The organism is Enterococcus sp. E4-150 (genome assembly GCF_035726465.1).
Lineage (GTDB): Bacteria > Bacillota > Bacilli > Lactobacillales > Enterococcaceae > Enterococcus_B > Enterococcus_B faecium.
In genome coordinates this window covers 1-21727 of sequence record NZ_JAPRGK010000002.1, presented here as the reverse complement: position 1 = coordinate 21727, position 21727 = coordinate 1, and the positions used below count along the sequence as shown (strand labels likewise).

At 40.6% G+C, this 21727-nt stretch carries 27 protein-coding genes; all 27 read left to right on the top strand.

Annotation, left to right across the window (positions count from 1 at the left end; genetic code table 11):
• On the top strand, window positions 1-1539 hold the full coding sequence (locus OZ002_RS02115; protein ID WP_325082823.1) for a phage portal protein: 1539 nt from the start codon (window positions 1-3) through the stop codon (window positions 1537-1539).
• Between the two features lie 4 nt (window positions 1540-1543).
• Window positions 1544-2692 (top strand): phage minor capsid protein, encoded by a 1149-nt coding sequence (locus OZ002_RS02110; RefSeq protein WP_325082822.1) that lies wholly within the window; start codon window positions 1544-1546, stop codon window positions 2690-2692.
• 233 nt (window positions 2693-2925) lie between these two features.
• Window positions 2926-3516 (top strand): phage scaffolding protein, encoded by a 591-nt coding sequence (locus OZ002_RS02105; RefSeq protein WP_325082820.1) that lies wholly within the window; start codon window positions 2926-2928, stop codon window positions 3514-3516.
• A 13-nt stretch (window positions 3517-3529) separates the two neighbouring features.
• Complete coding sequence (locus tag OZ002_RS02100; RefSeq protein ID WP_325082819.1) at window positions 3530-4417, top strand: capsid protein; 888 nt, start codon at window positions 3530-3532, stop codon at window positions 4415-4417.
• Window positions 4414-4578: a HeH/LEM domain-containing protein gene (locus OZ002_RS02095; RefSeq protein WP_325082818.1), complete on the top strand. Its 165-nt coding sequence runs from the start codon at window positions 4414-4416 to the stop codon at window positions 4576-4578. Before OZ002_RS02100 ends, OZ002_RS02095 begins: the two co-directional genes overlap by 4 nt.
• A 29-nt stretch (window positions 4579-4607) precedes the next feature.
• Entirely contained in the window at window positions 4608-5063 is a 456-nt protein-coding gene (locus OZ002_RS02090) for a hypothetical protein (RefSeq protein ID WP_325082817.1), read from the top strand.
• On the top strand, window positions 5060-5395 hold the full coding sequence (locus OZ002_RS02085) for a putative minor capsid protein (RefSeq protein WP_325082816.1): 336 nt from the start codon (window positions 5060-5062) through the stop codon (window positions 5393-5395). Before OZ002_RS02090 ends, OZ002_RS02085 begins: the two co-directional genes overlap by 4 nt.
• Window positions 5395-5760: a minor capsid protein gene (locus OZ002_RS02080; protein ID WP_325082815.1), complete on the top strand. Its 366-nt coding sequence runs from the start codon at window positions 5395-5397 to the stop codon at window positions 5758-5760. The genes OZ002_RS02085 and OZ002_RS02080 overlap by 1 nt, the downstream gene beginning before the upstream one ends.
• Window positions 5760-6158, top strand: coding sequence for a phage tail terminator protein (locus OZ002_RS02075; protein WP_325082814.1), 399 nt, complete (start codon window positions 5760-5762; stop codon window positions 6156-6158). The genes OZ002_RS02080 and OZ002_RS02075 overlap by 1 nt, the downstream gene beginning before the upstream one ends.
• The gene (locus OZ002_RS02070; protein ID WP_325082813.1) at window positions 6158-6652 is read left to right on the top strand and encodes a phage tail tube protein; all 495 of its coding nucleotides are present in this window, start codon (window positions 6158-6160) and stop codon (window positions 6650-6652) included. Before OZ002_RS02075 ends, OZ002_RS02070 begins: the two co-directional genes overlap by 1 nt.
• Before the next feature lie 55 nt (window positions 6653-6707).
• Window positions 6708-7088 (top strand): hypothetical protein, encoded by a 381-nt coding sequence (locus OZ002_RS02065; protein ID WP_325082812.1) that lies wholly within the window; start codon window positions 6708-6710, stop codon window positions 7086-7088.
• 4 nt (window positions 7089-7092) lie between these two features.
• On the top strand, window positions 7093-7683 hold the full coding sequence (locus OZ002_RS02060) for a Gp15 family bacteriophage protein (protein ID WP_325082811.1): 591 nt from the start codon (window positions 7093-7095) through the stop codon (window positions 7681-7683).
• Window positions 7670-11824 carry a tape measure protein gene (locus tag OZ002_RS02055; protein ID WP_325082810.1) on the top strand — a complete coding sequence of 1385 codons (4155 nt, stop codon included), beginning with the start codon at window positions 7670-7672 and terminating at the stop codon, window positions 11822-11824. Before OZ002_RS02060 ends, OZ002_RS02055 begins: the two co-directional genes overlap by 14 nt.
• Window positions 11821-12576 (top strand): distal tail protein Dit, encoded by a 756-nt coding sequence (locus tag OZ002_RS02050; RefSeq protein WP_325082809.1) that lies wholly within the window; start codon window positions 11821-11823, stop codon window positions 12574-12576. Before OZ002_RS02055 ends, OZ002_RS02050 begins: the two co-directional genes overlap by 4 nt.
• Entirely contained in the window at window positions 12573-15278 is a 2706-nt protein-coding gene (locus OZ002_RS02045) for a phage tail spike protein (RefSeq protein ID WP_325082808.1), read from the top strand. Before OZ002_RS02050 ends, OZ002_RS02045 begins: the two co-directional genes overlap by 4 nt.
• A gap of 13 nt (window positions 15279-15291) precedes the next feature.
• Window positions 15292-15477, top strand: coding sequence for a hypothetical protein (locus OZ002_RS02040; protein WP_325082807.1), 186 nt, complete (start codon window positions 15292-15294; stop codon window positions 15475-15477).
• The gene (locus OZ002_RS02035; RefSeq protein WP_325082806.1) at window positions 15452-15892 is read left to right on the top strand and encodes a DUF1617 family protein; all 441 of its coding nucleotides are present in this window, start codon (window positions 15452-15454) and stop codon (window positions 15890-15892) included. The genes OZ002_RS02040 and OZ002_RS02035 overlap by 26 nt, the downstream gene beginning before the upstream one ends.
• 54 nt (window positions 15893-15946) lie before the next feature.
• The gene (locus OZ002_RS02030; protein ID WP_325082805.1) at window positions 15947-16099 is read left to right on the top strand and encodes a hypothetical protein; all 153 of its coding nucleotides are present in this window, start codon (window positions 15947-15949) and stop codon (window positions 16097-16099) included.
• Window positions 16100-16125: 26 nt separating this feature from the next.
• Entirely contained in the window at window positions 16126-16689 is a 564-nt protein-coding gene (locus OZ002_RS02025; RefSeq protein WP_325082804.1) for a BppU family phage baseplate upper protein, read from the top strand.
• A gap of 18 nt (window positions 16690-16707) precedes the next feature.
• Window positions 16708-16959: a hypothetical protein gene (locus tag OZ002_RS02020; RefSeq protein WP_325082803.1), complete on the top strand. Its 252-nt coding sequence runs from the start codon at window positions 16708-16710 to the stop codon at window positions 16957-16959.
• Window positions 16956-18182 (top strand): hypothetical protein, encoded by a 1227-nt coding sequence (locus OZ002_RS02015; RefSeq protein ID WP_325082802.1) that lies wholly within the window; start codon window positions 16956-16958, stop codon window positions 18180-18182. The genes OZ002_RS02020 and OZ002_RS02015 overlap by 4 nt, the downstream gene beginning before the upstream one ends.
• Before the next feature lie 123 nt (window positions 18183-18305).
• Window positions 18306-18542 carry a hypothetical protein gene (locus OZ002_RS02010; RefSeq protein ID WP_325082800.1) on the top strand — a complete coding sequence of 79 codons (237 nt, stop codon included), beginning with the start codon at window positions 18306-18308 and terminating at the stop codon, window positions 18540-18542.
• Entirely contained in the window at window positions 18539-18799 is a 261-nt protein-coding gene (locus OZ002_RS02005) for a holin (RefSeq protein WP_325082798.1), read from the top strand. Before OZ002_RS02010 ends, OZ002_RS02005 begins: the two co-directional genes overlap by 4 nt.
• A 52-nt stretch (window positions 18800-18851) precedes the next feature.
• Window positions 18852-19742 carry a peptidoglycan recognition protein family protein gene (locus OZ002_RS02000; protein WP_325082797.1) on the top strand — a complete coding sequence of 297 codons (891 nt, stop codon included), beginning with the start codon at window positions 18852-18854 and terminating at the stop codon, window positions 19740-19742.
• 159 nt (window positions 19743-19901) lie between these two features.
• A complete protein-coding gene (locus OZ002_RS01995) occupies window positions 19902-20429 on the top strand; it encodes a hypothetical protein (protein ID WP_008274135.1) in 528 nt (175 codons plus the stop codon).
• The gene (locus OZ002_RS01990; RefSeq protein ID WP_008274133.1) at window positions 20422-21147 is read left to right on the top strand and encodes a hypothetical protein; all 726 of its coding nucleotides are present in this window, start codon (window positions 20422-20424) and stop codon (window positions 21145-21147) included. The genes OZ002_RS01995 and OZ002_RS01990 overlap by 8 nt, the downstream gene beginning before the upstream one ends.
• Complete coding sequence (locus tag OZ002_RS01985) at window positions 21140-21610, top strand: hypothetical protein (protein ID WP_325082796.1); 471 nt, start codon at window positions 21140-21142, stop codon at window positions 21608-21610. Before OZ002_RS01990 ends, OZ002_RS01985 begins: the two co-directional genes overlap by 8 nt.
• Window positions 21611-21727: the final 117 nt, after the last annotated feature.

The window sequence follows — 21727 nt, the reverse complement described above, 5'->3', positions numbered from 1 at the left end:
GTGTCATTTTGGCAAGTAATAAAAAGAGTTTTTGGAAAGGGGGCGGTTGCGATAGGATCGAAAAAAGAGCTACAAAGTATTTTAGATCATCCAAAGATTCAAATGAGTCGTGAAGAGTATGATCGTATTCAAAACAGCTTGCTTTATTACCAAGGGTACACGCATTGTCATTCTGATCAGAGAGCAAAGGCGAATATCAATATGGCCCGCAAGGTTGCTTCTGAATATGCGAAGGTAATGTTCAATGAACAGGCAGAAATCACGATCGGAAAAGATGATAAATCAAAAAAATATGATGAAGCCAGTGCTTGGATAGAGTCAGTGTTTCAGCATAATGACTTCAAGCGTAATCTCAGTAAGTATCTTGAACCAGCGATGGCTCTGGGTGGCTTAGTTGTGCGACCATATTTCAATGATCAATCAGGACAAGTGGAATTTTCATGGGCGCTCCCGGATGCCTTCTTTCCATTGGAAAGCAGTACAAATAAGATCAGTCAGTGTGCAATGGCATTTAAAACGATCAAAACCCAAGGGAACAAAACGTTCTATTATACCTTGTTAGAATTCCATGAGTGGATCGATGGTGAGTATTGGGTTTCTATGGAACTATACGAAAGTGAAAAATCCAATGTGTTGGGGATGCAAGTATCTTTAAACACATTAAAGCAGTACGAAGAGTTTGAGGCGGCTGTTCATGGTGAAGAAATTGAACGTCCAATCTTCTCTTATTTTAAGACAGCAGGTTTTAACAATATCAACCCATATTCTCCGCTTGGTGTGGGTGTTTACGACAACTGTAAGCGAACGCTAGATCGACTAAACAAAGCGTTGGATGCGTTTGACCATGAAATTGACGTGGGAAAGAGAAGAGCGGCCTTTCCTGAATCTATGCTAAGTGGAATTCCTGACAAGGGAACAGGCGAAACGAAATTAACCTTTGATAAAGATGATGACTTCTATGTCATTGTTCCTGGTACGAACCCTGATGAATTTAAAATTACTGATTTAACTCATGATATTCGAACAGAACAATACATCGGAGCAATTAATCATCGCTTGCGACTTCTAGAAATGGAAGTGGGACTTTCGACTGGTACGTTCGTTTTCGATGGTGCCGGGGTACGTACTACGAATAAGACGGCAACTGAGGTAATCAGCGAGAACTCGCAAACGTATCAATCAAGGAACCAACAAACAACCGAATTAGAGGAATTCCTTCGGGATGTTGTGCTAGCGCTGTGTGAGCTAGGTCGAGCCACAGAAGTTGATGGGAAACCACTATTTAGTGGTGAATCTCCAAATCGGGAAGAGATCGGTGTGAATTTTGATGATGGCATCTTCTTAGATAAAAAGTCAGAATCTGATTATTATCGTGAACTGAAAAATGATGGGCTGATTCCCGGATGGTTAACTTTAGCCAAAATAATGAAGTTGCCTGAAAGTAAGGCAAAAGATCTTTACCGACAAGCGCAATTAGATGTAGTTGATGAGACTACTGGTAAAATACGAGATTCTGGATACGGAGACTTCGAGGAGTGATTGAATGGCCATTACACCCAACCAGCTAGATATTGAGGCTTCTTACGTCCAAGACGCCTACATGGCGATGGAAGACGAAATTATGAAGCTACTTATCAGTCAGTTAAACAAGCCAACGAGAACACCGCTCACAGAAGATAATGCGTTTCGATGGAAGCTTGAAAAGATGCAGCAATTAAATTTGTTGAATCAACAATCTTTGCAACAAGTGGTCAATGAAACAAGCCAGTATTCTTATGATCAGTTACGTAAAATCATCGTGGATATGGGATTTGAGGTCGTTTCAGATCTCGACAAGAATTTGGCTAAGCAAACCGGAAAAGAATCTCCACCACGAACGGAGATCGACAATGTGATGGAGTCATATTTCAATCAGCAATGGCGAGAGCTCGACAACCACGTCAATCAAACGCTGATCGACACTAATTATCCGAATAATCCACTGGCTAAGATGTATCAACAAGTTTTAAACGATACTGTGGCCAAAATCATTGGCGGCACTAAAACGCCACAACAGGCGCTTAGAGAATCGATCTATGCGATGGTGGAAAAAGGGGTGATGACGACCTTTGTCGACAAGGCAGGGCGTGAATGGAGCCTTGAGCGCTACGTACGGATGGTTTTGAAAACCACAACTCACCGTGTTTATCAGGATCTACGACTTAAGCGAGGGTTAGAGCATGGCATTGTCACAGCAATCATGAGTAGCCATATGGCTGCACGACCACACTGTGCCCATATCCAAGGCGGATGGGTCTTGCTTGTCCGTAAAGAGGATTCGCCGGAAGAATTACGGCACATTCCATCGATCTATGATCATGGATACGGTGAGCCTGACGGAACCCAAGGTATCAATTGTCGGCATCGATTGTACATCCAAATCTATGATCCGGATCTTGATGTTCACATGAAGCAGTATGATCCAAAGCGAGCGATTGACAATGCGGACTTAGTTGCAAAACAGCGCCGCATGGAAGTTGCTATCCGACGTGCTAAGCGGCAATTGAACGCAGCAACGATAATGGACAACAAAGAAGATGTACAACACTTCAAACAACTGGTCAGACGACGTCAAGCAGCACTGCGTACTTTTATCAACGAGCATGATCAGTTATTGCGCCGAGATTACTCAAGAGAACAAGTGTATTCATAAAAGGAGGAAGCATGTTGAAGGATTAAAGTGAACTGAGCTTATCTGAAATCTTACTAGCATTTTATAAAATTGGTCTTGCTTTGAAGTTTGAGGATTTTGGTTTGTTTAGTCTAGCTTGCTAGGCTTTTATTTTGTCCTGAATATGACATTAAACTGTTTATCTACCGAGTGAGCGGTATAACTCACACTCTAAACTGGTACCAACCAGAATAAAAAGGAACGGAGAATGAATCATGGAATGGATCAAAGAAATTTTATCAAAACACGTCGGAGAGGATGGGAAGTTTGATCTAGACGGAGTGACAAAAGAAATAAAATCAGAATTTCCGAAAAATGCTGTGCCTAAAGCTGATTTTAATGATAAGTCTCAAAAGCTAAAAACGGCAAACGAAGATTTAACCGCCGCAAATGCGCTTGTTGAGCAGTTGAAAGCATCGAACAGTGGAAATGAAGATCTGCAAAAACAAATTGATGACTATAAAAATCAGTTAGAAACAGTGACCGCTGAAAGACTAGCAGATCGTAAGAACGCTGCGATTGAATTAGCTTTAACACAAGCTGGAGCTAAGAACATTACAGCTGTGAAAGCTTTGTTGAAGGCAGATGAGTTGGAAATGACTGACGAAGGTGTCAAAGGATTAGATGAAAAAGTGGCCACATTGAAAAAAGATGAAGGTTACTTGTTTCAATCTAATGATCGTGCACCAGAGCCAAAGAAAAAGCAATTTGTGGCTGCTGGCAATACAGGTGGTGGTGAGCCACCTAAAGAAAAAAGCTGGAAAGATAATCTAACCGAGAATATTGCAAGAACAAAAAATAATTAGGAGAGTGGTTTAAATGCCAGTAATTTTAGACAGTAAAGATTTAGCGAAAATCGACAAGGAATTTGCAGCTGAGTCGCAAGTATGGGAAGTATTGACCCAAGGGGCAAAAGATATTACAGAAGCTGATTTCGTGGGGACTCATGAAGTCCGGGTAAATGAAATGCAAGGATTTACTGCTGCCGATTATAAGCGAAATAAAGAAAATCAACGGAACAATATCTCAGTTGAGAAGTCAACTTTAAAATTGGAAAAGGAACGTTGGATGGGCTACGACATGGATCGCTTAGATCAATCGGAAAATGCAGCCTATCAAGTAGGTGCTGTCATTGAAGAGCACACTCGATTAGTTACGATTCCTGAGAAAGATCAAACCGCTGTTGCTCGTTTGCTTGAAGCTGGATTTGATACTTCTGATAAGATTTACAAAGGAAAAACGGTCAAAGAAACAATCACAAAATCTAACATTTTAGATAGTTTCGATAATGCTGAAGCGTACATGACTGATACAGAAGTCATTGGTCAGTTTGTGGCGTTTATGTCTAGTGATGCCTACAAAGCATTGAAGAATGCAGATGGTGTTTCTAAGACTTTTACTACCAATACTATTCAATTCAACGGTATCGATCGACGTGTTGAGATGCTCGATGGCACGAACATCATCATCCAAAAGGTTGCTAAGAATCGGTTGCAGGTCGATGAAGACAAGCATATTAATTTCATTATGACGCCTATTACCGTTGCTAAGCCAATCGAGAAGTACAATACGATTGATTTGGTCCCTGCTGACCAGGATCGTGGCGGTTACCGTGACACCATCAAAGGGTTGGATTATTACGATTGCTTAGTACTTAAGAAAGCACGCCCTGCGATTTATATCTCTTACGATGACCCAAAAGCATGACCCCGGAAGAACCGGGGAAGACTAGGGTAGAAGGTAAATCATTTGTCATCGATGACATGAAAGTTGATGAGCTTAGAGCTGAGTTAGACCGTCTTGGTATCGAGTATCCATCTACTGCCAAGAAACCAGAATTAATTGAGCTGTTAAAAGAGAGTGAATAACCATTCTCTTTTTTCATGGAGGTGAAATCATGGAGCGATTACGTAGAAAGCCGTTGAATGAAATCTTTGACGATCAAGAAAGCATCGAACCATGTGGCTATTTGTCTCTCAAAGAGTACAAACGCATTGTAGACAAAGAAACGGAACTGACTGAAAAGGACTTTCGTAAGCTTCTTAGGAGAGCCAGTGCATTGTTAGACATCCAAACGAGACGTTTCTATCAACGCAATGATCTCGAATCAGATATTCCGATGCGGCGCAACGCATTTAAGGTGGCTGTTGCCTATCAAATCGAGTACATGCATGAAGCAGATGCCACTACCACGTTTGGCATGCAGGAGCCTGACAGTTGGTCCATTGGACGGATGAGTGTTTCTAAGAGTAAAGGTGGTTCATCATCCACAAATGAAACTCCTTTGCTTTCTGGGGACGCCATGCTGCAGTTGTCAGGAACCGGGCTGCTATATCGTGGGGTGAGTCAATGAGAATGCCACCAAAACGATTTTTTCCTCATGCAATGATCTATCGGAAGAAAATTGGTGTAACACCAAGAGGCGAGCCAATTCTTGAGGAGGATCTTGTAATTGAGCATGTTCGCTTTGATGACACAGTCAAGTTTGAGCCACGCGACATCGATGGGAAAGTACAAACGCCCAATGCATTGATCTCTATGGTCAAGAAATACACTGGACCACTACCGGAGTTTTCTGTTGCAGATCAAATTGAGATCTTTGAAAAACAGTACACGATTGCCGAAGTCATTCCATTGATTGCCGATTCACCGCAACCGTTTGGCTTCGAAATTGAGGTGGTCTGATGTCTGGGATCAAGATTGACATTGAATTGTCTGGTGTCCGATCAAAACTTAGTGAAGATAACCTTGGTCTTGGTCAGTTAAATATGGCCAACCGAATGCTACAAACCATGAACGAAACCGTAGTACCGTGGGACACGATGCATCTACGTGATAGTGGCTATGTATTTGGCAGAGGAAGTCAGCTGGTGTGGGATGTACCTTATGCTGGTCCGCAATACTATGGCGGACGTGAACACCAAACAACAGGGGTTTGGATCTCATTTGTCAATAAGCAACCTGGCACCGGTCCATTTTGGGATGAAGTAGCGAAACCGTTATTCATAAGTGATTGGTTACAGGCATTTAAGATTGGAGCGAAACTATAATGGATTTTATTGATCGATTACAGGAAATAGCCAGCAAAACCGATGTGCCGGTGATCATCCAAGCCATCGATCAGGAGGAGTCGATTCGGTTGGCACCATTGCCGGGAGGACGGACGGTCAAATCGTATATGAATGGGGACAAGGTCAAGGAACTGCCGTTTGAGTTTCGATTCAAAACGAAAAGTTTTTCTGGTGATCGTGTCATTTATCAACTGTCTGAAATCTTAGAAAATGTGAAGTCCATTCCGTCAGAAGATGATTCTTATCAGTTTATGGCGTTGACGATTTCCAACGAACCATTTTTACTCGGCCAAGATGATCAAAAGTTCTTTTATTATCGTTTGGTCGTACAAGCAAAACTATTCTTTAAACAGAAAAAACAGGAGAGTGAAGAGTAATGTTTAATGTAAATAGCAAACGTGGGCATTTTATTGCACCATTTATCACTACATCAGCTACACCGTCGGAATCATCATGGCTAGAGTTAGGTGCTGGAATTGAGGATATTTCTGATTCTAGTGCAGATTCAACGTCAGAACGATTTTTCTATAATGGAGAACATTCCAACGCGGTCAATCGAGTGACAGTTGCTTATGATGTGTCAGGTGTTTATGATGCCACGGATCCTGCGCAAGAAATGATTGCAAACATGAAGTTGAAAACTGGTGTTGGACGTAAGGTTTGGCACAAAGTTGTTAGTTCAGACGGAATGAAGCAATGGGTTGGCCATGCAACTGTGACCGACATTGTAGCCGGTTCCGGTGCCGCAGAAGACGAGGAAGCATTCGGGTGTACGATTACTTTCAACATGACACCAGTGGAAAGGGCTTCAGGCGGAGGTGTTGCTGCACAATCTGCTACAGCAAGCAAATCAGGAAAAGAAACGAAGTAAGAGAGGCGTTTATCGCTTCTCTTTTTTTACATAAAAATGAATGGAGGAAACAAGCATGGTGAAAATCCAAGTGAAAACAACCCAACTGCCAATCGAAATCGGTGAGCACACATTTTACATTGACACGTCTGAAAAGGGAGCAGAAGCATTTTGGAAATTGGTTGCAGGCTACGCATCGAAGTCTGCAAAGATCACTGAAAAAATAGAAAAAGAGACAATCACACCTGAAAGAGCAGATAAGCAAGCGCAAAAAGAACTCGAGAAAGTGATTGATCAACTTTTGGGCGATGGTGCATTTGAAAAGTTATACAAGCTTTCCCCAGACTATACCTTCATTTCTGAGTACTACATGGAGATTTGTTCAGCGGTAGGTGAAGAGCTGGGTGGACGTAAAAAACAGTTATTTGAAAAAATGAAGCACTACTTAGAAGGTTAGAACGATGAAACTGCAGTATCGATTAGAAGAAACGGTGGAAATCGAAGGCGTAACTTATCGAATCGATCTTTCTTTCGACACGGTACTACGTCTTTTTGACCTATTAAAAGATCCAGTTTTAACAGAATCAGAAAAAATTGTGTTGGGGTTGCAGCTTTTATTGGGTGTCTCCTTCCTATGTGACATTGAAACACAAAATGAGATTTTCCTGTCTGTCTTAGAAGCTTTTGGCATTTGGGAACGTCCAAAGCCACGCTATGACTGGAAAGGAAACCTCATGAAACCAAAGATGAAAGAAATTGCGGAAGAGTATTTCTCTTTTGATCATGACGCTGAAAGTATTTTTGCAGCATTTTATCAAGCTTATCACATTGATTTGTTCGAACAAAGAGGCAAGATGCGCTGGGAAAAGTTCATTGCCTTGTTCAATGGATTGCCTAGTGATACACATTTCAAACACATCGTTGATATCCGTCAACGAGAGTTGCCGGAAGGAAAAGGCAAAGAGATCCGAAGAGCGAAAAAACAGCTGATAGAGGCAAAACAAGCCTATGCCCTACCGAAGAAAGAAGGTGAAAAAGATGAGCAGAAGTGATGGTAAGGTAACGATCGACATAATCGTCAATGGAAAACAGGTCACGAAAGAGATCGACATGGTCGAACATGGCTTTTCTCAATTGGGTAAAAATGCCGATGATGTCATGAAGAAAGTTGGCGCTGATATGGGAATCAATACCGAATCAGGTGCCAAGTCCGCCAATAAAGCCATGGATTCGGTTGAAAAGACCGTATCAGACTTAGGAAAGACGACTGAATCTGCCACAGCAAAAGCTGGGAAGTCAATTGGTGATAACTTTGATTCAGGATCAAAAGACGCAAATGCAGCAACGGATAGCGTGAAAAAAAGTGTAACCGATATGGTTGCCTCCACAAGCAAAGAACTAGCAAAATCAGGCCGTGTGATGGGCGAATCCTTTGAATCAGGGGCAAAAGAAGCAAATCAAGCCAATGATAGTGTGACAAAGTCTGTTGCAAGTCTTGTTGCTTCTGTGGAGTCTTCAACACCTGTTATGGGGAGAAGCATCAGCGAATCATTTCTTGTTGGTGCTAAACAAGCAACAACCTCAACAGATATAATCACTAAATCGGCTGCACAGATGGTTCCGCAAGTTGAACTTTCTTCTACAAAAGCCGGTAACAGTATTGCGAAAAGTCTAGAATCCGGTTCAAAAGAGGGTTCAAAGTCGATTAGTAATGCTGTAGATGCCATGAAAAAAGATCTAGGCTTATTGGCTGACACAGCTGAAAAGACAGGATCAAAAACAAAAGAGGCGTTTGATACCCCTGAGCCGTCCGCAAATATCCTGACTGGAAGTGTTGGTAAATTAAGTGCAGCAATGTTGATCACCAAAGGAGCTGCAGCTGCGCTTACAACAGTGAAAGGATCCATGGATAGTGCGTTTGGTCGAATCGATACCTTGAATAATTTTGAGCGCACCATGACTCGGCTGACTGGTAGTTCGGATGAAGCTGCTGTAGGTATGGAGGGTGTCCGAGATGTTGTAACTGGTACATCTTATACCTTGGATGGTGCCGCGCAATCTGTTCAACGACTGGTTTTGCAAAACAAGGATATTGAAAAGTCTACCGAATCATACGCAATCTGGGGTGATGCGGTTGTCTTTTATGGTGATGGATCAGCGGAAACCATGGACAATGTCATGGATGCCATTATTCAAATGCGCGCAACAGGTACCATCAACATGGCGCAAATGGACCGAATCGTACGTCGAGGGATCGATCCTTGGCAAATCTATGCCGATGCGACTGGAAAAAGCGTGGGGCAAGTCAGAGATGCCTTAAGAGCTGGCGAAATCGATGCTGGACAATTCCTCAATATGGTGGAACACGCAATGCGCGAAGGGGAAGGAGCGGTTGTTTCCGTCGCTGGTGCCGCACAAGAAGCCGGAAATACCTGGTCGGGCTCGTTTGCTAATATGGCCACTGCCACCGCTCGTGGTACGGCAAATATTATCACTTCAATGGATGATGCCTTTGGGCAAACACGCTACGGATCGATGAAAGATAATGTCCAGGACTTTGGAAAGAATTTTGAAAAAGTCTTGAATGGTGTGGCGGATGTGATCCCACCAGTTGTTGAAGCAGTTGAAAAATACGATTTTGCGATCATGGGCTTGTTGGCTTCTTATGCTGGCTATACGGTTGTGAACAAAATGAATACGGCAATCACCGCAAAGAATGCCGTATTAGCAAAAACACTGATTGCCACAAAAGCCCAAATGGCTGCGCAAATCGCTTCGACAAAGGTAACAGAAGCTGACATTGTGGCCAAAGCATTGCAAACGAAACAATTGAAATTGTCGAGTGTTGCCGCAGGTGTTATGACGGGTTCGTTGAAAGCCTCCACTGCTGCCACTGCCGCTTTAACTGCAGCTAAGGCTGCCCTAACTGGTCCAATTGGTTGGGTGACGTTAGCAGCTGGCGCAGGTGTTGCAGCATGGAAATTGTATCGCAATGCAACGGAAGATACCCGAAAGGCTACGAAAGAACTGACCGATGAAATGCGAACGCATGCTGATGCGGCAGAAGGGCTTGTGGGTAGTGTTGATGCATCAAAAGAAGCTTATCAGGAACAGCAAAAAGAATTCGGTGCCAGTGCTGGGGCAATGAAAAACTTAGCCACAGAAATTGACATTCTTTCTCAAAAAGAAAATCTGAACGCAACAGAAAAACAAATGCTTCAAGATCGTGTCGATCAATTGAATGGTTCTATCCATGATCTGAATTTAGAAATCGACGCAGAGACAGGCAACTTAAATATGTCGGCTGATGCTATTCGTGATCGGATTGATGCACAAAGTGGTGCTGAAGAAGCGAATGCAATCTTAGAACGTTCGATTGAAGTCAATGAAGAGTTGATCAAAGTTGAAAATGAACTCAATGAATTGGCTAAAAAGCGGGAAGAATGGGACGAGCTTGTCCAAAACAACGAGATTTCTCAAAAGGAATACAAAAAAGCATTAGGAGAAGTTTATGAACAAGAGGATGCTTTAGGGGCCAAAAAGAAAGAATTGGTCGCAGAAGGCGAAAGTTTAGCAAACCAAGAAGCAGATGCCAGACGAAAAGTTTCTGAAGCAACAAAAGAGTCAGCGGAACAAATTGAGATCATCTATGACAATCTGAACGAAGTCCAACAAAAAGTGGTCGATACCCTTAAGAGTGAATACGAGGGCTATGTGTCAGCTGTGAAAAACAGTAACAAGGAAATTGAAACAGCTAACAGTCTTTCTGTGGAAGATTGGCGAAAAACCATGGAAGCCAACCAGAAAATTATGAATGAATGGGCTGAAAATGTGGACGGCCTGACCGGACGCGTTAGTGATCAAATGCTCACCTACGTTAAATCATTGGGACCAGAACATGCCGGATTAATTTCTGAAATGGTCAATATGTCCGATGAAGAGTTAAAAGAGTTAGAAAAAGTCTACGTTGGGAACTACGAGGCAGCGGAGAAAGCAACAGTCGCTGGATTTGATGATAGTCAATTACCAGATGAAGCCAAGGAAATGGTTTTTGAGACTGAACAAAGCATGCGTCAAGCAGTCGAAGAAGCTGATTTCAAGAGTTTAGGTAAAGCCGTCGCAGAAGGAGCCGAAGAAGGAGTCAAAGAAGGCACCGAAGATGTAAAAAGGGTCACCATAAAAATGGGCGAAGAAATGAATGAAGGTTTCAAGGTGGCCAACGAAATCAATTCTCCGTCCAAACTTTACCGAAAACATGGAAAGTCCATAACAGAAGGATTGGCTCAAGGGATCAATCAAAATTCTTCTGATCCAGAAAAATCAATGGCTCAACTGGCGAAAAAATTGATCGAAATAATGGACAAAGAACTCAATGCCAATCAAATGGGTAACCAGATTGGCAAGCCAATGGTTGAAGGAATCGCCCAAGGGATTGAACAGAATTCTTCCAAAGTATTGACATCGATTGCCAAGATGACCGATGAGATGGTTAAGAAGTCTAAGAAGTCTACAGAAGAAGTCGTCAAAGAATTTGAGAAAATGGATCGCGATGTCGATCGAACTTTGCAGAACATGCCAAGGATCGCCACAGCCGCTATGCGTGAGTCAAATCAAGCTTATCGCGAGGGGATGCGAGATGCGAACGATACAATCCGTGAAGGTTCCCAACGGATGCCAGATCAGATGAGTCATTTACCCGATCAGTTTTATCGTATCGGACAAAATTCCATGATCGGACTAAACAACGGCTTGGTCGCCGGTCAAGCACAAGTTTTAAATACTGCAACCACGATTGCCAACCAAGTAGCCCAAACGATGCAACGAGCCTTAGATATCAATTCACCATCGAAAGTGATGATGATGGATGTGGGACGTTGGATCCCTGCCGGAATAGGTGAAGGGATTGAGCGATTCAAGCATTATGCTTTAGATGCCATTGAGAACTTGGGAGCGCAACTTGTTTTGCCGAATATCCAAGCCGAATCCGTGGCCATTGCCGGTAATGCAGGCTTTGGTTTGTCGTTGCCAGCAGTTAAGAGTGAATCAACGACAACGAACCAAACGATCCATAACTCACCACGTGTGGAAGTCCACTTACATGATGTGAATATTAATGACAATCGCGATGTAGCAGAACTAACGCAAGATATTGCCCAACAAACTGCAGATGAATTAAGGAGGTCGTTAGAATGACGAATGAACCGTATTTTGAATTTAATGGCCATAAGTCGATCGATAAGAATCTTTATTTACTTAATGAGATGGAATTGACGATTCCAGAGACTGACTTGCGCTTTGATGAGGTCGATGGCCGACAAGGTGCAATTATTTATGACAATGAACGAGAAAAAGATATTATCAAAACATTTCCCATGGAACTTAGAAAAGAAGCAGGCAAATCGCTTTTTCAGCAGGTGAGAGAGATCACACACTGGCTGAAGGAATCCAAGCGATACAGTCGGCTTCTTTTTTCTGAGGATCCGGAATACTTCTACGAAGGCATTTTTCATGATCAAGTTCGCATCCTCGATCGATGGCGTGATCATTTTGACGTGGCATTGCCTTTTCGATGCAAGCCGATGATGTATCGACTCAATGGCCAAACAGCAACTGCTTACGTGCCCGGACGAACCTTGGAGAACCCGGAACCAATCAATTCTTTACCACTTATCCAATTTCGATATAGTGGGACGGCAGATGCGACCTTGACCATCAATGGAAGGCAGTTCCGCATTTTAAGGGCTGCCGGTGCTGGCATGATTACGATCGACAGCGAGTTAGGGACGGCTTATCGGGATGGAATAGCGAATATATCCAATGCAATCCTGATGCAATCTGATGGCTATCATGTGCCCGAGCTACGACCAGGAGCAAACACGATTTCGTTCACAACTCAGCTCACACAAATGACGATTACGCCAAGATGGAGGGTGACTGCAATATGAGTGTGCCGATTTTATATGACAAAGCAAACAATAATTACAGCACGCTTGGCTTGGGACTCTTAAAAGAAGCAAGTAAAGTATTTGCGACACGAAAACGAAATAATTTTCCTTATCTAGAATTTACCTATCCAGTTTTCGGTGTTCTTTTTTCTCAGCTTGAGAAAGGGAAAAAAGTTGTGGTCGATGTAGGACCGAGCACAAGATCAAAGCGTCAACGATTTGAAATCGTGCGGATCACCAAACCACAAAATGGGATCGTATCGGTTTATTGTGAACATATTGCATTAATTTTGGATAAAACAGCACTAAACAAAGGACAGAAGCATGCCACTATTTCAGCCCAAGAGGCATTGAATCAGTGGCGTGCTCTTTTAGTTCCACAGCGTGATTTTACCGTTTTTACAGATCTGACGACCGTCACCGCGATAGACTTTGCCGAAGTTGACCATTTCAAAAGTGCAGCTGAAGCTTTGGGAGGAAAAGAAGGCTCAATTCTTCAAAAGTACAACGGGGAGTACATTTTCGATAACAACGAAATTCGCTTGATGCGAAACGGTGGAAGAGACACTGGCGTTGTTATTGCATACGGCAAGAACCTAGTGGATCTCGTCCAGGAAGAAACGATTGAGAGTACCTACACATCAATTCGACCATATGCTCGAGCGAATGATGAGGATGCCCCAGAGTTAGTTTTGCCTGAGGTAATTCTGGATAGTTCCCATGTCGATAAGTTTCCGGAACGACGTGTGCAGACAGTTGATCTAAGTAGTCGCAATCCTCAAACAGTCGAAGAACTTCGTCAGTTCGCACAGTACTATATTTCTAGCAATCAAATCGGGCTTCCTAAAGTAAATCTAAAAGTAAAATTTGCGGATCTATACAGTGCCACGGGAGAGGAACAACATCGACTGCTTGAGCAATTGGAACTATATGACACGGTCACCGTGTCCTTTAACAAGCTAGGCATCAATGTCAATGCGAAGATTAATCAGTCAGTCTGGAACGTTCTTCTAGACAAATATGAATCGATTGAGATTGGCGATAGTCGATCGACGTTAGGATCCACCCAAAAAGAACAGGAACGCGATCGGGAGGAACAAATCAATCGACCGCCAGTGATTGGGCCAGGGAATATTGCTAATGTCCGACCGGGTGTTATTCGTAATCTAGTCGCATATGGTGGCTTTAGTAATGTGATTCTGTTTTGGGATATGCAGGGACTGACCGTTCGTGAGTATGAAATCTACGGCTCTCAAGAAAAAGGCTTTGTGCCAGGACCAAGCAATCTGCTGGGGACCACAAATGTCAACGCGTATACACATGGCACCGAGACTAAATTGCAATGGTATTACCGAGTTCGAGCAGTCAATCATCATGATGGTGCTGGTCCATTTTCCGACGAGGTGTTTGGCCAAACGGCCAACACAAAAGAACTGGATGAACTAGAAGGAATCTTGGAAGACCTGAATGACCGGATTCTTCCGGAATTAGATGAACGCCTGACGGAGAACGATCAGATATTTTATGATTTGAAGCAAAACATCTTACCGGATCTTGAAGGACGGCTGAAAACAGCTGAACAAAACTTCCTTGATGCGCAAAAACGAATCGACGATGCAATGGCAGATATTCGAGACGTAGAGGACCTGCTTCATGGTTGGCAGTGGCAAGATACTGTTGAAATCGATGGTGGAAAAATTCGAGCCGATACAATTTTGGCTAGATCAATCCAAGCCGGAAGCATTACATCGGTACAAATTCAAGCAGGAAGTATCGTCGGGGATGACTTAGCCGTTAACACGATTACCGCTAGAGAAATTAATGCTCAGACGATTACTGCTTTAGAAATTGCTTCTGATGCGATTATCACGCGTCACATTTCTACGAACGCCATCACAGCAAACGAAATCGCAGCGCGCACAATTACTGCGACAGAAATTGCCGCAAATACGATTACTGCCTCACAGATCGCAGCAAATACGATTACTGCAAATCAAATTGCGGTAGAAACAATTACTGCGAACCGGATAGCAACAAATGCAATAATCGCAAGACACATAACTGCAGGATCAATTGTAGCAGATAAATTAGCAAGTGGATCAGTAACAACTGTGAAATTGGCAGCTGGAGCAGTCACGGCAAATGTTATAGCATCAAATGCCGTGACTGCGGTAAAGATAGCGGCAAATGCAATTGAAACAACGCATATGCGAGCAAATACGATCAATGGTGATCGGATTCAAGCTGGAACATTGCATGCAAACAAAATTACTGCTGAAACATTAACAGCTAATTTAATCACAGCCGGAACCATGTCTGCAAACAGAATTTCTGGCGGAACGATTACATCATCGGTCTATACTGCAACTTTAGGTGCACTGTCTCTGGATATTCGAGCGAATCGTTCCATGCCAGCAACAGCTGGCTGGACAAGTGGTAATTCACCAGCGCTTTGGTTCACTCATGGAAATTTAAATGCTTCGATAACGGTTGGAACTATCAGCAGTGCAGCAACGTTTCGTATGCGAGGTAATGTAGCTGTAGATAATATTCTTTACGTGCGTTCAAATAGTTCAAATTGGAATGCGACAAGTATTATCTATAGATTACGAAACCTTAGCAGCTTATCTGGACGAATTATGATACCGAGAGCAATTAATTCGAATGGGACGGTACAAACATGGTCAATAGTAGATTTATAGAGGAGAGGAAAAGATGGTATATCCTGAGTTTACAGAAGAAATTAAAGAAGTACCTGAGAACTACAATTTACAATATTCAACAGAGCATCATTTAGAAGTTGTTGCCAATAATGTAGCAAAAGAACTTTTATCGGAAATAAAACTCTTAAGGAAAGAATTGGAGGAATATAGAAATGAAAATCACGCTGAAAAATTATGAGCTGGCACCAACACTTAACTTCTTACAAAGCATGGATCTAAAGGCCGCTTCTCAAAGTAGACAGAGAAGCAAGCTTAGAAATCTTGTGATGGAGGCACTAGAAGGCTTTCAAGAAGCCCAAAAAGAACTCTATGACTTATACGCGGAAAAAGATTCCAATGGAGAGTTGGTGATCAATGAGGATGGAACAGATTACAAAATCCGAAAAGACTTGAAGAAAAAGTTTTTGGAAGAAATGAATACACTACTTTCAGAAGAAGTCATTATTGAAGGCGGCACATATGCTAGGAATATTACAGCTTTTGGGGAAATTCTTGGAAAATACGAAGGTGTGATTTCAGGTAAAGAGGCTGATATCTATGATCGCTTGATGGATGAATTCGAGAAGGAGGAAAACCAAGATGTTAAAGACTAATAAAAGTAGTACGTTTTCGGGCAAGTAATGATTGAGAATCAGATGGTAGTTTATATGACAGCATCAATTGATGAGTACCAAGGAGTTGCAACCTCACCGAGCATTAGCATTCAAGACGCTGGACTTTATCAAAAGAATAAAAAGGTTTGTCGTGACGGAATTGGAAACTATCTAAAAGAATTATGGGATATGGAAGATAGTGAGTAGAATCCAAATGAAAGGGGATTTAGCGCATGGCAAAAGTATTTGTTACTAATGAACTCACTCTAAATAAGACTGCCCAAAAACGTGTCGATGTGGCTACAAACACCGAGTTCTTCACATATGACCAAAAAACAGCCAAAAAAATCATCCATTTTCAACTTGAGGGAGAACAGCTAGATTTGACAAATGCGAACATCATTTTAGGGTTTTATTTTGTCAATGCGGATAGCTCTTTTTTACTTGAGAGTGTAGACGGATCTGTTGTAATCGAAGAGCCAGAAAAAGGACGAACGAGCGTGATGCTCCCAAATGATATTTACGCATATACAGGTCAAGTATTGATTCATGTTTATGTTGAGTTTGAAAATGGTCAGTCGTTGGACTATCCGACCATCGTAACTGATTTTAAAGAATCTTGGATCGATCAAGAATTAGAGCCGATATCTGATTATTATGTTAAACGTTTTGAGGACTTACGACAATTAGTTTTTCAACAAGTAGAGGAGTTAACTGGTAAATTTGAACAACTGGAAAAAGATATCGATACTTTTTCGGATGCCGTACTAAAAGTCACTGGCGTACTTCAAAAATGAAGGTAGGTGGACTATGCCGTGGATAAATTAATTTTAGCAGTAAGCGAGTTAAAAAAACGCCAAGAAGAATTGGTCAATAACTTAAACCATCAAGGAGTAGAAGTTTCCACTGAGGACAGTTTACTAGTACTTGTAAGGCGGGTATTAGAAATTAAAACCTATGAACGGACACCACCGGATCGAACAGTACTAGAACAGGTCTGGTTTCCTACTATCCATTCTATGACTGTGATAGAAAAGGTAACGATTGAATTGGAGGATATCGAATGAAAGAACTGGTGAGATTACCTACACAAAAGCGAGAAGTACAAGGAAATATAACTATTGAACTGATTCAAGACGATCAAGTCGTTAAAAAAATTAAGGAGCATAACTATGTTAATCATCAGATTCTGCGGGCTTTTGCTAGAGTAAATGAACGTATTGGTTTTGGAATGGACACGGTAGGATTGGCCCGTTTTGGACAACTTCTCCAAATGACGGATAACGAGAAAGATGCAAACATGAAAGATAAATTCGTCGAAGGAAACGTAATTGCTTGGGCAGATAGCATTGATAACGTGCCACCTACTGTGGGACAAAGAGGAAAGCTTGTCAATCGTACGGAAAGTATCACCTCACAAAAATTCGAATGGGAATTTTCAGAGACTCAGGGAAACGGATTGATCCGTTCAATTTATTTAGGACCAGCATCCGGATCGAATCCATCATTTGCAAGAATCTTTTCTTTTAGATTGCCATTCACCTTTCATTACTTTATGAGGCGAGGGGGGCGATTTTACGCATCAAATAGCTCTAGGGATCTCTATGTATTTGATAATTTTCCTTTTAGTCGAATTGATGGAGGTGTCGAAGAAGATCTAGAATACAAAAAATACCAACTTCCAAATTTTATCATCGAGGACATGGAAATTGTAGGCAATGAATTATATTTTGTTAATGCGACGAACACGATTCGAAAAGTATCGTTAGATAATCCATCCGAAGTAATCGATTCATTTACAGTTAGGACCACAACAGCTGCAAGCCCACAAATTAGAGGAATTGTCTACTCAGAAAAACGGAAAGAGTGGTACATGCGAATCTCTGGGGCACGGGATATCTTAGTTTTCGATGAAGCATTTCAGTTTATTCGTGAGTTTACCTTTAGAGGGACCGGAATAAATCTCGGACGCGGATTAAATTTGTCAGAGTGTGAAAACTACTTGTTCTTTAATCGTTGGCGAATCAACATTGATACGATGATTTCTAGACAGATGAGTTCAGGAACAGTTTTGGTAGATGCAATATACTCTTACAATGATGAGTATTCATGGGAGTTTGGGAATGCAAATACGGGAACAATCATGACTCAAATAGATACTATTCGGTTCAGCGCATATGCAGAGTTTCTGTCTAGGGTGTTATTAGATGAGCCAATCGTAAAAGATGGTACAAAAAAAATGCGTGTGACTTATGAATATGAGCTACCGCCTTTTTCAATAGATAAATAGTGGTACTGAGCTAGAGAATAACAGAAAAAAATTATTTTAGGAGAGAAAGAGGAGTTTTACCATAAAGTTGATTAAAAGTCGCTATAGTTTAACGTTTTTTTATTTTTTAGTTGGAGGTGGCAAATGAATGCGGTATCTATAACAATTGCAGAATGGATCGCTATTCTTACGCTTGCTAGTACAGTTATTTTTGGCGTGGCAAAATTCTATGCGGTTTTTACTGATTTGAGAAAAACGTTAGATCGGCTGAATGGTACCATCCAAGGTCTGCAAGAAAGTCAAAGCGAGTATGGCAATCGACTGGTTGCAATTGAAGAACAGATAAAAACACTTTTTACTCAGGTAGGAGGGAAAAAATGATGGAACAAATTTTAACTGCAGCATCAATCATCACACCGTTAGTGATCGCAGTGACGGGGTTAATCAAAACGCAGGTGAACAATTACAAAATCTTGCCAGTGATCAATGTGATTGCTGGTATTTTTCTTGGTGTCTTATACGCATTATCTTTCGTGCAAGATGCAGTCGTTTTATATGCATGGGCAGGAGCCGTTTCAGGGCTTGCCGCTGGTGGGTTATTCGATTTAGGTGTCAGTGTCATCAAGAAAGAAAAGTGAGAGCAGTCGCTTGACTGCTCTTTTTCTATAAATAAAATTAGGAGGGTTATTTATGACTACGATTCAAGATTTAAGAGGCGATTCAAGAATTTTAGGACCAACCAATGCAAAACGAAATGTCTCGCAGGTAAGAAATATCGCTCGCCATCATTCAGCTACAACTAGCGGCGATGTCTGGGCATTTCAAAATCACTGGCGGGGTTCGCTAGGGTGGGGCACAGGCGGGTACCATGAGATTATTTTACGAGATGGAACAGTTCAGCTGTGTTATAGAGATAACGATGTCACGAACGGTGTAGGTAATCACAACACAGCAACTTACCACATTTGTTTAGTAGGGAACGGATCTTTCACCGAAGCGCAGGAACGAGCTTTTGATGTGAGAGCAAGAGATGCAATGCGCCGTTTTGGATTAACTTCGGCAAACGTCCTAGGTCATAACGAATTTAGCGGTCATAGATCTAATCAATGCCCGGGGGTGAATATGAGCAATGTTCGAAGGCGTCTAGCTGACACAGCTCAAACACACGATGAGATCATTGCAGCAAGTGCGCCGAAAACCGTCGGAAATTACGTTGGTAAATTGGAAAAATTCAATGAATTAAAATTAGGGGTTTTTCGGATTGGTGCATGGCTCGTTCCACAGAACGGAGCGCCCAGCTTAGAGTACGGATTCGTTTTCTGGATGGATGCAGATAATCCAAATGTCGAAGTAGGGCGTTGTAGATCGGCAGGGATTGTTCGAGATGACGTGAATGCAGCATACGGATTACCTAGTGGACTTCGATTTGGATTAGATGGAACGTTGGACATTCGAAGATTTGCTGGAAGAAGAGTATTTCCAATGTTGCGAAGAACCAACGATCCGAACGGCGATACGATCAATGGTCAAACAGTCGATATTCGTTTTCCAGAATACGTTTTAATGATTCCGAAACGATAAAAATAGCCCCTCGTTGAGGGGCGATACACAATCTAAGAATTTTATAATATTCAATACAATATTTTTGTTTAAACTGATATAATTAATTGACGGAATGCATTAAAAATAAAATGAATAATAAAACTCAATGACACTACTATTAATTATAAGGAGTGTAATATGGAATATTTTAAAGTATTAACACAAACGAAATTTAATACAGTTTCTTTTTCAAAAAAATGTAATTTTTCTAAGTTAATTATTGGGAAAAGTGGATACTCTTTCGGTATAAAATACAGTCCTAACGAATACAAAAAAATGTTATCCAATGATCATATATTTAATCTTTTTATTGATTTTTCTGTTAAACAGCTGATGATGAATAATTGGAAATTTATTAATCTGATAGAATCGTCAAATGATTTAAAGATCAAGTTAGTAGACTGTAATTTTGTTAATTCGGAATTAGATGATGTTATAGATGATGAAGATATAGATTTTACTGACACTGCAGATATTTGTTATTTACTAGAAGATGAAAATTTGGAAATTAGCAAACTTCATTTTAGAACATCAGAGTCATATATGTTAATAGTAATGAACAATGGTGTAATTGGGATAGATGACGAACTTTTGAATTCAGAGCATGAAACTGTTGCAAATATACTTGATTTTTTAAGTTATGGAAAAGATGTGTTATATGAATAAATTATGGAACTTAGTTAAAAATTTTCTTGTTACAATTATATCAGCGTTTTTTGTAACCAATAATCAAAATATAATTTATAAAATGTTAGATATTTTAAACATAGAAAATGAAACTATTAGGAAGATTGTATTAAGTGCTACAATTACACTGGCGATTGGAGCAATTTCGTATATTTTATCAATATTAATGCAATGGTTCTTCATCATGTTTTCTAAAATTACACTAGAAGTAAATATTAAACAACATAATAGAAAGAAAAATAAATTAATATTTACTCCAAATGCTAATAATGAATATTCAGCTGAAATTGTTGATTTAGAAATCAAGATGACTCCAAAAGGAAGAATATCCAATTTCTTGGTAGAATGGCTTGATATCAATTTAGAAATATTTTTTAATCCCAATATTTTAGACATATCACTAGTAGAACAGTGGGACGGATTAAGCTTAAACGGATTTTTAATAAAAGAAAGGTCAATAAAGATATATATTTTAAAAAATATGAAAATAAGGGGAGAGAGATTTGTTTCCACTGAGCATGTAATGACGGAAAAAATACAAATTAAACCTATACGTGTAAAAAAGGGAAGAACCAGTATGGACTACTGTCCAACTTTTGGAAAGGGAAATTTATTTTCTAAAAGAATTGCTAGACGCTTTTTTGAAATTAATTATGATCAATTTATAATTGAATGTGAGGAGATACATAATGGCTAATCAAAAATTAATTTGTAAATTATATAAATTGGAAGGTATCTCTTCATTAGAAACGGTTAGAGCGTCTATGTTGGATAGGGTAGTTCGTGAAAAAATTAATCTTACTCAAAAGGACAAAGCTAAAGGTATCAAATTATCTGGTGATGATGCTGTATTAATTTATAGCTGGGAAAGTTTTTCAGAAATTGAAGAATTAGATATTCCAAACTTATTCGATGGAGAAGATAATATAAATCCATCTATCCGATTTATCAAAGCTATAGCAAGTATAGAATATTCTAAACAAAAAAAGAGAGATGAATACGGTAATTATCTACCAAAAGAAAAGAGAATACAGACTTTACCTGTAGATGTATATTTTCTTGAAATTACTCAGGCTATTTATGTAGTGATTTGTACTTCAAAAGAAGTTAATATAAATCGTGTAAAAAAACTAATTGGTGTTAAAAATTTGAGAGTGTAAAATATTTTGTGTAAATAGAAAAAAGGAAGTCCCTTCTGTAGAATAGAGTTACCACAACACATTCACAGAAAAGAGGACTTCCATATGAACGATTTTACTACAGAAATTCTAAAGACT

Excerpts from the sequence above, each read along its gene's own strand:
- OZ002_RS02110 (WP_325082822.1), top strand. The coding sequence starts at position 1,544 with ATGGCCATTACACCCAACCAGCTAGATATTGAGGCTTCTTACGTCCAA.
- OZ002_RS02105 (WP_325082820.1), top strand. The coding sequence starts at position 2,926 with ATGGAATGGATCAAAGAAATTTTATCAAAACACGTCGGAGAGGATGGG.
- OZ002_RS02100 (WP_325082819.1), top strand. The coding sequence starts at position 3,530 with ATGCCAGTAATTTTAGACAGTAAAGATTTAGCGAAAATCGACAAGGAA.
- OZ002_RS02095 (WP_325082818.1), top strand. The coding sequence starts at position 4,414 with ATGACCCCGGAAGAACCGGGGAAGACTAGGGTAGAAGGTAAATCATTT.
- OZ002_RS02090 (WP_325082817.1), top strand. The coding sequence starts at position 4,608 with ATGGAGCGATTACGTAGAAAGCCGTTGAATGAAATCTTTGACGATCAA.
- OZ002_RS02085 (WP_325082816.1), top strand. The coding sequence starts at position 5,060 with ATGAGAATGCCACCAAAACGATTTTTTCCTCATGCAATGATCTATCGG.
- OZ002_RS02080 (WP_325082815.1), top strand. The coding sequence starts at position 5,395 with ATGTCTGGGATCAAGATTGACATTGAATTGTCTGGTGTCCGATCAAAA.
- OZ002_RS02075 (WP_325082814.1), top strand. The coding sequence starts at position 5,760 with ATGGATTTTATTGATCGATTACAGGAAATAGCCAGCAAAACCGATGTG.
- OZ002_RS02070 (WP_325082813.1), top strand. The coding sequence starts at position 6,158 with ATGTTTAATGTAAATAGCAAACGTGGGCATTTTATTGCACCATTTATC.
- OZ002_RS02065 (WP_325082812.1), top strand. The coding sequence starts at position 6,708 with ATGGTGAAAATCCAAGTGAAAACAACCCAACTGCCAATCGAAATCGGT.
- OZ002_RS02060 (WP_325082811.1), top strand. The coding sequence starts at position 7,093 with ATGAAACTGCAGTATCGATTAGAAGAAACGGTGGAAATCGAAGGCGTA.
- OZ002_RS02055 (WP_325082810.1), top strand. The coding sequence starts at position 7,670 with ATGAGCAGAAGTGATGGTAAGGTAACGATCGACATAATCGTCAATGGA.
- OZ002_RS02050 (WP_325082809.1), top strand. The coding sequence starts at position 11,821 with ATGACGAATGAACCGTATTTTGAATTTAATGGCCATAAGTCGATCGAT.
- OZ002_RS02045 (WP_325082808.1), top strand. The coding sequence starts at position 12,573 with ATGAGTGTGCCGATTTTATATGACAAAGCAAACAATAATTACAGCACG.
- OZ002_RS02040 (WP_325082807.1), top strand. The coding sequence starts at position 15,292 with ATGGTATATCCTGAGTTTACAGAAGAAATTAAAGAAGTACCTGAGAAC.
- OZ002_RS02035 (WP_325082806.1), top strand. The coding sequence starts at position 15,452 with ATGAAAATCACGCTGAAAAATTATGAGCTGGCACCAACACTTAACTTC.
- OZ002_RS02030 (WP_325082805.1), top strand. The coding sequence starts at position 15,947 with ATGACAGCATCAATTGATGAGTACCAAGGAGTTGCAACCTCACCGAGC.
- OZ002_RS02025 (WP_325082804.1), top strand. The coding sequence starts at position 16,126 with ATGGCAAAAGTATTTGTTACTAATGAACTCACTCTAAATAAGACTGCC.
- OZ002_RS02015 (WP_325082802.1), top strand. The coding sequence starts at position 16,956 with ATGAAAGAACTGGTGAGATTACCTACACAAAAGCGAGAAGTACAAGGA.
- OZ002_RS02010 (WP_325082800.1), top strand. The coding sequence starts at position 18,306 with ATGAATGCGGTATCTATAACAATTGCAGAATGGATCGCTATTCTTACG.
- OZ002_RS02005 (WP_325082798.1), top strand. The coding sequence starts at position 18,539 with ATGATGGAACAAATTTTAACTGCAGCATCAATCATCACACCGTTAGTG.
- OZ002_RS02000 (WP_325082797.1), top strand. The coding sequence starts at position 18,852 with ATGACTACGATTCAAGATTTAAGAGGCGATTCAAGAATTTTAGGACCA.
- OZ002_RS01995 (WP_008274135.1), top strand. The coding sequence starts at position 19,902 with ATGGAATATTTTAAAGTATTAACACAAACGAAATTTAATACAGTTTCT.
- OZ002_RS01990 (WP_008274133.1), top strand. The coding sequence starts at position 20,422 with ATGAATAAATTATGGAACTTAGTTAAAAATTTTCTTGTTACAATTATA.
- OZ002_RS01985 (WP_325082796.1), top strand. The coding sequence starts at position 21,140 with ATGGCTAATCAAAAATTAATTTGTAAATTATATAAATTGGAAGGTATC.